Raw genomic sequence first — 4235 nt, 5'->3', positions numbered from 1 at the left:
TGAGGCGACGCGGCGCGGCCTGGAGGTGCTCGAGCCGCTCGGCGACACGCCGGTGTGGGCCGGGCAGCGGGCCGGGGGCCCGGCGGTGAGCACCGCGGGTGACCTGCCGCCCGGCATCGAGCCGGAGGTGCTGGACCTGCTGGAGCGCGCCGCGGTGGTGGCCACCCTGACCACCGAGGGGCGCGACACGCACGCGGTGCACGGCGAGGCCACCCGCGCCCGCCACGAGGCCATGGCGCGGCTGCACCACGCCGCGCTGGACGCCCTCGAGGAGGGAACCCTTGTGGCCGGACGGGGCCTGCGCCGGAAGGCTTCCGGCGGCCCGCGCTGACGGCCCCGCGGGCCGGCACGTGCGGGTCGGGTCACCTAACATTGCTCCATGTCCCCGCAGGTCCCCTCTGTCCCCGTGCCCGCCAAGACCGCCACCGGTCCCGTGCGGCGCCTGCTCATCGTCGGTGGCGCCGAGGACCGGCGGGACATGATGAAGGTGCACCGCCGGTTCGTGGCCCTGGCCGGCGGGCAGGACTCCCGGGTGGCGGTCGTGCCCACCGCCTCCTCCTTCCACCGCGAGGCCGGTGAGACCTACTCCACGCTCTTCGAGCGCCTCGGGGCCGCCGAGACCGAGGTGGTCTCCCCGCGCGACCGGCAGGACGCCCACGAGCAGAAGTGGGTCGACGCCCTGGACCGCGCGACCGGCGTGTTCCTCACCGGCGGCAACCAGCTCAAGCTCAGCCAGTTCCTCGTGGGCACCCCCGTGGGCGATGCCCTCGTCCGTGCCCACGAGCGTGGCGCCGTGGTGGGCGGCACGTCCGCCGGCGCGTCGATCCTCAGCCGGTTCATGATCAGCGACGGCGAGGAGGGCCTGACCCCGCACCAGGGCGCCAGCAAGCTCTCGCAGGGCCTCGACCTCGTGCCGGACATCATCCTCGACCAGCACTTCAGCCAGCGCGGGCGCTACGGACGCCTCATGGCGATGGTGTCGGTCTCCCCCGCGCTCATGGGCATCGGCATCGACGAGGACACCGCCGTGGAGCTGGCCACCGGCACCACCGCCGACGGGCACGAGGTGCGCGAGTTCTCCGTGCACGGTGCCGGCGGGGTCTTCCTCGTGGACGGCTCGCACGCGGTCTCCGACGGCCACGAGGCCGCCCCGGGCGCCCCGCTGCTGCTCTCCGGTGCCGTGGTGCACTCCCTGCCGGCCGGCTCGCTGTTCGACCTCGACGCGCGCCGCCTCGTGCACTTCGTGGAGCAGCACCCCCAGGACGACGCGCGCTACGCCGTGCGCCAGGAGGCCTCCGAGATCTCCCGGCTGGAACACGCCAGCGAACACGCCCACGACGTGGAGGAGGACGCCGAGGCGCTCTCGGCAGCAGCCGACGTGCGCCGCGCCCAGCTCCACCTGACCCGAGCGGAGCAGTGATGAACGCCCAGCAGAACCCGGCCCCGACGGTCGACGAGGGGCCCGCCCCCACCCTGCAGGTGGTGTCCGCCAAGACCTACCGCGGCGCCAACCTGTGGTCCTACCGCCAGGCCATGCACTTCGTGGTGGACCTGGGCGTGCTCGAGCAGTACCCCTCCAGTGCCATCGACGGCTTCACCGACCGCCTCCTGGAGATGGTGCCCGGACTGCACGAGCACGGCTGCTCGCTGGGCCGGAAGGGCGGCTTCGTGGAGCGCCTGCACGACGGCACGTGGATGGGGCACATCGCCGAGCACGTGTCCCTGGAGCTGCAGAACCTGGCCGGCCACCGCGTCACCCGCGGCAAGACCCGCTCGGTGCCCGGCCACCCCGGCCGCTACAACATGATCTTCGCCTACCAGGAGGAGCGCGTCGGCCGCGCCGCCGGTGAGTTCGCGGTGCGCATCGTGAACCACTCGGTGGACCCGCAGGCCGCGCCGCTGGACTTCTCCGCCGAGCTCGACGACTTCCTGCGGCTGGCCCAGCGCACCGCCTTCGGGCCGTCCACGCAGGCCATCATCGAGGAGGCCGAGTCCCGCGACATCCCGTGGATCCGGCTCAACCAGCACAGCTTCGTGCAGCTCGGCCAGGGCGTGCACGCCCAGCGCATCCGGGCCACGATGACCTCGCGCACCTCGGCGCTGGCCGTCGACGTGGCCGGCGACAAGTCCATGACCACCGCGCTGCTCTCCGGGGCCGGCCTGCCGGTGCCCCGGTCGGCCACCACGCGGGACAAGGAGGCCGCCGTCGAGCTCGCCGAGTCCATCGGGTATCCCGTGGTGGTCAAGCCGCTGGACGGCAACCACGGCCGCGGGGTCTGCCTGAACCTGCAGGACGCCGACGAGGTCCGCGAGGGCTTCGACACCGCCCTGGCCCAGTCGCGTCGCGGCATCGTGGTGGTGGAGTCCTACGTGGTGGGCAAGGACTACCGCTTCCTGGTGATCGGCGGCAAGCTCGCCGCCGTGGCCGAGCGCGTACCCGCCCAGGTGGTCGGCGACGGCACGAGCACCGTCCGGGAGCTGGTCGACCTCGCCAACCAGGACCCGCGCCGCGGCGTGGGCCACGAGAAGGTGCTCACCCGCATCGCGCTGGACGCGGCGGCCGAGGCCTACCTGGCCGAGCAGGGCCACTCCCCCGAGTCCGTGCCGGCCGCCGGCGAGGCCGTGCCGCTGGTGCGCACCGGCAACATGTCCACCGGCGGCATCTCCATCGACCGCACCTGGGAGGCGCACCCGGACAACATCGAGATCGCCGAGGAGGCCGCCCGCATCGTCGGGCTGGACATCGCCGGCATCGACTTCATGTGCCCGGACATCACCCAGTCGGTCTCCGAGGTGGGCGGTGCGATCGTGGAGGTCAACGCGGCCCCCGGCTTCCGCATGCACACCCACCCCACCGAGGGCGAGCCGCAGTTCATCGCCAAGCCGGTGCTCGATCTGCTCTTCCCGCCCGGCTCCCCGGCGCGCGTGCCGATCGTGGCCGTCACCGGCACCAACGGCAAGACCACCACCAGCCGCATGGTGGGCCACATCATGCGCGGCAGCGGCCGCCACGTCGGCATGACGAGCACCGACGGTGTGGCCATCAACGAGCGCCTGGTGATCCGCCGCGACGCCTCGGGCCCCAAGTCGGCGCGCACCGTGCTGCAGCACCCGCGCGTGGACTTCGCCGTGATGGAGGTGGCGCGCGGCGGCATCATCCGCGAGGGCCTGGGCTACGACAAGAACGACGTGGCCGTGGTGACCAACGTGACCGCCGACCACCTGGGCCTGGGTGGCGTGGACACCGTGGAGCAGCTGGCCGAGATCAAGAGCGTCATCGTCTCGGCCGTGCCCCGCAGCGGCTACGCCGTGCTCAACGCCGACGACCCGCTGGTGCGGCAGATGCGCAACCGCTGCCGCGGGCAGGTGGTGTGGTTCTCCATGGCCGAGCCGGGCAGCGCTGAGCGCGCGTTCGTGGAGAAGCGCCTCCTGCGCGGCGGCCTCGCGGTGCTGCTGGAACAGACCGAGCGCGGCGAGCGAATCGTGCTGGCCGAGGGCAAGCGGTGGATGCCGCTCACCTGGACGCACACCATCCCGGCCACCTACGGCGGCGCGGCCCGCTTCAACGTGGCCAACGCGATGGCGGCCGCCGGTGCCGCCTGGTGCTCCGGCGCCCCGCTGCACGACATCCGGGCCGGTCTGCGCTCCTTCGCGCCGGACTACTACCTCTCCCCCGGGCGCCTCAACCGCGTGGACGTCAACGGCGCCGAGGTGTACGTGGACTACGCGCACAACCCGGCCGGCATCGAGGCGCTGGGCCAGTTCGTGGTCAACCGGGCCGCGCAGCTGGGCGAGGACGACCAGGCCCCGCAGCGCATCGGCGTGGTGGGCGCCGCCGGCGACCGCCGTGATGACGACATCCGCGAGCTGGGCCGCATCGCGGCGCGCTACTTCGACCACCTGGTGGTCCGCGAGGACAAGAACCTGCGCCGCCGCCCGGCCGGTGAGTCGGCCCGCCTGGTGCTGGAGGGCGCCCGGGAGGTGGCCGAGGCCGAGGGACTGGCCGTCACCCTGCACGAGCAGCCCGACGAGCAGGAGGCCTGCAAGCTGGCGCTCGGCCTGGCCGAGCCCGGCGACGTGGTGGCGCTGGCGGTGGACCAGCACGCCGAGGTCATGCGCGGCCTGGAGGAGTTCACCCACCGCGCCCACCCGGCCCCCAAGGACGCCGGGCTCATGGTGGCCGACCCCGACCTCTCCTGAGGTCCCCCGCACCACCAGGGCGGCCGGTCCCCGGG

At 73.5% G+C, this 4235-nt stretch carries 2 protein-coding genes and 1 pseudogene; all 3 read left to right on the top strand.

Annotation, left to right across the window (positions count from 1 at the left end; genetic code table 11):
• Positions 1 to 331: pseudogene (locus tag HMPREF3099_RS12785) on the top strand (hypothetical protein); the annotation flags it as partial.
• A 75-nt stretch (positions 332 to 406) separates the two neighbouring features.
• The gene (locus HMPREF3099_RS04775; protein ID WP_237769742.1) at positions 407 to 1420 is read left to right on the top strand and encodes a cyanophycinase; all 1014 of its coding nucleotides are present in this window, start codon (positions 407 to 409) and stop codon (positions 1418 to 1420) included.
• Positions 1420 to 4200, top strand: a complete 2781-nt coding sequence (cphA, locus tag HMPREF3099_RS04770) for a cyanophycin synthetase (protein WP_070704685.1) — start codon at positions 1420 to 1422, stop codon at positions 4198 to 4200. Before HMPREF3099_RS04775 ends, cphA begins: the two co-directional genes overlap by 1 nt.
• Positions 4201 to 4235: the final 35 nt, after the last annotated feature.

Origin of the sequence: Kytococcus sp. HMSC28H12 (assembly GCF_001816045.1) — a bacterium.
In the GTDB taxonomy this organism is placed as follows: domain Bacteria; phylum Actinomycetota; class Actinomycetes; order Actinomycetales; family Dermatophilaceae; genus Kytococcus; species Kytococcus schroeteri.
Note: the sequence above shows the minus strand (reverse complement) of the source record. Positions and strands in the feature narration are given on the sequence as shown.